The sequence below is a fragment of the Mycobacterium sp. genome (assembly GCF_049280035.1).
In the GTDB taxonomy this organism is placed as follows: Bacteria; Actinomycetota; Actinomycetes; order Mycobacteriales; family Mycobacteriaceae; genus Mycobacterium.
Map to the genome: position 1 here is coordinate 1 of NZ_JBAPPI010000311.1, position 4,453 is coordinate 4,453.

The 4,453-nt window shown below is 64.7% G+C and carries 4 protein-coding genes, 1 tRNA gene and 2 pseudogenes; 1 reads left to right on the forward strand and 6 read right to left on the reverse strand.

Features of this window, described 5'->3' with window-relative positions; genetic code table 11:
• The coding region (locus WAN71_RS10505) for a serine/threonine-protein kinase (protein ID WP_422225272.1) at positions 1 to 956 on the reverse strand (956 nt) is incomplete at its 3' end.
• Between the two features lie 274 nt (positions 957 to 1,230).
• Positions 1,231 to 1,497 (reverse strand): annotated as a pseudogene (locus WAN71_RS10510) (helix-turn-helix domain-containing protein); the annotation flags it as partial.
• Between the two features lie 37 nt (positions 1,498 to 1,534).
• Here WAN71_RS10510 and WAN71_RS10515 point away from each other — a divergent pair.
• Entirely contained in the window at positions 1,535 to 1,690 is a 156-nt protein-coding gene (locus WAN71_RS10515) for a hypothetical protein (RefSeq protein WP_422225273.1), read from the forward strand.
• Between the two features lie 1,069 nt (positions 1,691 to 2,759).
• Here the strand turns inward: WAN71_RS10515 and WAN71_RS10520 are convergent.
• The 4 genes and pseudogenes from WAN71_RS10520 to WAN71_RS10535 all read right to left on the reverse strand — a co-directional run bounded on the left by WAN71_RS10520 (position 2,760) and on the right by WAN71_RS10535 (position 4,328).
• A complete protein-coding gene (locus WAN71_RS10520) occupies positions 2,760 to 3,089 on the reverse strand; it encodes a hypothetical protein (RefSeq protein WP_422225274.1) in 330 nt (109 codons plus the stop codon).
• An 85-nt stretch (positions 3,090 to 3,174) separates the two neighbouring features.
• A complete protein-coding gene (locus tag WAN71_RS10525; RefSeq protein ID WP_422225275.1) occupies positions 3,175 to 3,609 on the reverse strand; it encodes a type II toxin-antitoxin system VapC family toxin in 435 nt (144 codons plus the stop codon).
• 3 nt (positions 3,610 to 3,612) lie between these two features.
• A pseudogene (locus tag WAN71_RS10530) lies at positions 3,613 to 4,067 on the reverse strand (type II toxin-antitoxin system Phd/YefM family antitoxin).
• Positions 4,068 to 4,251: 184 nt separating this feature from the next.
• Positions 4,252 to 4,328: transfer RNA gene (locus WAN71_RS10535), tRNA-Pro, on the reverse strand.
• Positions 4,329 to 4,453 lie beyond the last annotated feature (125 nt).

Consider the following 4,453-nt stretch of genomic DNA (forward strand, 5'->3'; position numbering starts at 1 on the left):
CTCGAAGGCTGCGGTGTGCCGATCTGAGGTGGCGGGCGGTCGGCGGGTCGGGGTTGTGGTACAGGCGGCCGGCCGGGTGGGCGTTGTTGGGTCGCGGGTCGGGTCGGGTCTAGCAGGGTGGGTTCGCTGGGTGGTGCCAGCGGCGTGGTGATGGCGTCGTGGGCGGCGTCGGCTAACTCGACGGTGGTGGCATACCGCTGGTCGGGTTTTTTGGCCATCCCCTTGGCGATGACCGCGTCAACCTGCGCGGGCACATCCGGTCGAGCGATGGAAGGCCGCGGCGGCGGGTTATTCACGTGCGCGTAGACCAGGCGCGCCATCGTGTCACCGCCAAACGGTGGCTCTCCGGCAAGGCATTCATACAACACACACGCCAGCGAATAGATGTCGACGCGAGCGTCCTCTTCGCCCCGGCCATCCAGGCGCTCCGGCGCGATGTAGGCAAACGTCCCGATCGTGTTGCCGGTCTTGGTCATTCGGGTGTCATCGGCGATGCGGGCGATCCCGAAATCGATCAGGTACGCGAAGTCGCGGTCGTCGAGCAAGATGTTGGACGGTTTGATGTCGCGGTGGATCAGCCCGATCTCATGGGCGGCATGCAAGGCTTCGGCGACCTGGCCGATGATTCGCGCCGCCCGGGCGGGTTCCAGCGGCCCGTCGGCCAGGACGGTGGCGAGGTCGCGGCCTTTGATCAGCCGCATGCTGACGAACAGCCGGCCATCGATCTCCCCGTAGTCGTAAATCGGGACTACGTGCGGGGTTTCCAATCGTGCAGCGGCCTGGGCTTCCCGACGAAAACGCCGCTGAAACTCCTCGTCCTTCGACAACCTCGTGGACAAGACCTTGATGGCGACGACCCGGTCGGTGACGGTGTCGTGGGCGCGCCATACCTCGCCCATGCCGCCCTCGCCGAGCAGCGACAACAGCCGATACCGCCCGAATGGCGTTCCGTCCACTGGCTCACCATACCCAGTCAGCCGCGTCGCCGACAGGCAAACCAGCTACTGCCCTTACTACTTCCGGGCGGTCATCGACTCCACAGTTGCAACAGTTGCAGCCTGCTGGCTGGCGAGCACCTTGCGGACGGTGCTGGCATGCCATGCTCGTCCACCTTGAGCGGTCGCGATTCCATGCTGGCGCAACCGATCACGACTGTCCGCTTCGTGTCAGCTCCCACAGTTGAACACGGAAGGACCGGGCGTTGCAGGACCCTCCCGTTACCTATCCAAGTCAGGCGATCTTGTAGTTGTAGACGGTGTGACGGCTCACACCGTATTCCGTGGCGAGTGCGGTAACAGATTCGCCCTTCGCCAGGCGTTCGCGTAGCTCACTGGCCTTCGTTTGCGAAAGTGATGCTTTACGTCCCTTGTACTTTCGAGCAGCCTTCGCGAGGGCGACCCCCTCGCGCTGGCGTTCGAGGATCACCGACCGCTCGAACTCTGCGACTGCGCCGAGCATCGACAGCAGCAGCGTATTCATCGAAGCCGAGGCCGCAGTCGAGCGGTTAGCGGTCGCGCCAGCCGATGAGGGTCTGGTGATACGCGAGATCTGGCTGCTGCGGCTGCGGGCACTGCTGGCCAAGACACACGGCGACGAGGCCGCCTATCGCGACTATCGGGATCGCTACCGCGACATGGCGAAATCCCTTGGCTTCGAGGGGCACATCGAGTGGGCCGAGGCGATGCCGTGACGGCGAGATGGCCAGTGCGGGCCGCTGGGAGCCACGCTGAGCCACTAAGCCCGCTCCGCTGGTGCCATGATGCTCAACACGACACAAGGACCGCTGAGACGCGATATGCCCTCGGCCGCAAGGAGTCTCGGCGCGTGCCGCTGTGCCAGTTGTGCCACCTGTGCCACGCGCCAGCCCTGGCACGGCGCAGGGGCGACGGGCCACAGTAGCCCCCGTCCAGCAAACATGGCTCACCTGTGCCGACGCGTAGTCCGTTAAGAGAGCCCCTGCGACCTGCACGGACGGTCGGCGTTCTCCGACACTGACCGGTCAGCTATCGCAGGCTCGTTGTCAAGCGGGTTGATGCCATCGCCGCAGGTCCGCGGGCTGCCGTGGTTGGGTGGGGGTACTGTCTGCGCGGCACGCGCCGAACACCTCATGCAAATCCGGCCCTCTCTCTCCGGCGAAAATCAGCCCGACCCTTGCAATTGCAATTCGCCGATGTAGTAGAGCCATCGTCCGAGAACACGCCCTGCTCCGCTCTCTGGGCCTGCGCTAGGGCGCAGCCAGTTATGCCAACCCCCGATTGGGGTAACAACTGGGGTAAGCTCTGGTTTTCGTCTGATCGTGGTCTTCGAAAACACCCTCTGACCTGTGTCGGGCTGACAGGATTTGAACCTGCGACCACTTGACCCCCAGTAAATAGCGGTAACGCATTTCCCAGGTCGGCGGTGTCAGGCGCCAGCTCTTGGCCGTGCATGGCGTGCACAGACGCGCAGGTCGTTCACCAACGCGCATAACGTGTGGTCCCCAATTGGTCCCCACAGTCACGCGCATCGCCAGTCCCAATTCTGACCGGGGTGCCCGGTCGGTTCGTTGGTCGAGGGTCATGCGAATGGGCGACTGACCGCCGATGGTCGGCAGGCACTCGAAGCCGACCGTTGGCTCGGCGTTCGATCGCCGGGGCGAGGATAAGCCGCAACGTCGAGCACCACCGGGGGCGGCCGTGTCGGATTATTGGGGTCCGCTTGAGCCGGCGCCGAGCAGCAGCGCTACGCCCGCCCGGCCGGCCGGAAAGTTGGCCGATCGCTCAACGTAGTACACATCGTGTTGATCGCAGTAGGAACGGACAGCGCGCGGTCGCCGATAACGTTGAACCCGCTGAACTAAAACCCGATCTGTTCGTATTGCATTGCGGGAGTAGCGAATTCAGTTTTGGAATCTGCGCTGCAGCCCAGGGGCTGATCAGCCGCGGTAGCGCGGCCGCCGCCACCAGTTGGTCCCAGGTCATCCAGACCCACTCGGCGACCTCGTCGGGGTTCGGGTCGATCGGCCCGGCTGCGCGTACGCAGTACACCGGGCAGGTTTCGTTTTCCACGGTGCCGTCGGCGTCGGTGGCGCGGTGGGGGGATTTGGCCATCTGCGACACGGGTCCTGACCTGGCGAATCGGTATCTGATCGTCGTCCGTGCTGGGGTTGACCCACTCGAATGTTGAGCGGCCGGATTAGGGGTTGAGTTGGGCCGGGGCGACTCGGCAGCCGGCGGCTTGGGCTCCGGTGTGCAGGCGTCGGTCCCAGACGGCGACGATTAGGCCGGGCTCACCGACAGCCAACGCGCTGGCCAGATGAACAGCGTCGGCTCCGCGCAAGGCATGGGCTCGGGCGAGGTGGCCGGCGTGCTGTTCAACCGTCGCGGTGAGTTCGACTGGGAGGGTGGCGGCCCAGAAGTCCTCCCAGTCACGCTCGGCATCGGCGAGCTCGGATTCGGCTAGGTCGTGATTGCGGGCCGCTGCAGCGAGTGCGGCGCGGACTTCGGGGTAGGCCAGACGGCTGGACAATGCGGCGTCGCAGCCGTCCCAGAGCGCGGACGCCAGCGAACTCCCTGTTTCGGTGGTGAGAAGTTTGACGAAGGCGCTGGCGTCGAAGTACACGAGCGGCACCGGTCAGCGCCGCTGGTCGCTGACGCGGTCAGACACCGGCCGCCGCGGTCGGGGTCCGGACCGTCCCGCAGCGACGGGCCGCTGCGCGGCGGCCTTGCCAATCACGCCTTCGGCCGTGAGACGCTCCAAGGTGCCTGCGCTGTCCAGCGCAGCGAGTCGCGCGACCGGAATCCCGCGGTCGGTGATGACGACCTCACCACCAGCCCGAGCTCGATCGAGCCAATCGCTGAGGTGCGCGCGCAACTCACTCACGGATACATCCACACCGTGAACTGTACACTCACTGAACCGTGATTTGTACATGTCACTACTGAGTGCGGCAACGACGACCTGAGAGATTGACCTGCGCAAGCCGGAGGCGAGGTGGCAACGGGCCGATACACCGATTCGTCCGCGGTGTTGGCGATGCCGAGACGGTCGATGTCATGGTGGCTGGTCGCCTTCCGTCCAAGTTGCATCCGAAGGTGTTGCGGCGGAAGGTGTTTGCCGTCCCCCCCAACGTTATCTGCACCCCGACCGGCAATCCGTGACGAACGCTGGGGACCTGCTCTCCCGCCACCTGTGGTCCCCAAATGGTCCCCAACTACGGGTCATCTCGTCTTGACAACGATCACATCATAGCAGGTCAGAGCCTGTTTTATATGGTCGGGCTGACAGGATTTGAACCTGCGACCACTTGACCCCCAGTAAAGTGCGCTACCAAACTGCGCCACAGCTCGGTGCCGCCAAACAGATCATCGGCAGCAGGTGGAAAGCCTACAGCAGACCGCGAGGCTGGCCCCATCCCAACGCGACGTGGCACCATCGCGCAGGTGGGATCCAGACCTGTCGACGAGCAACACCT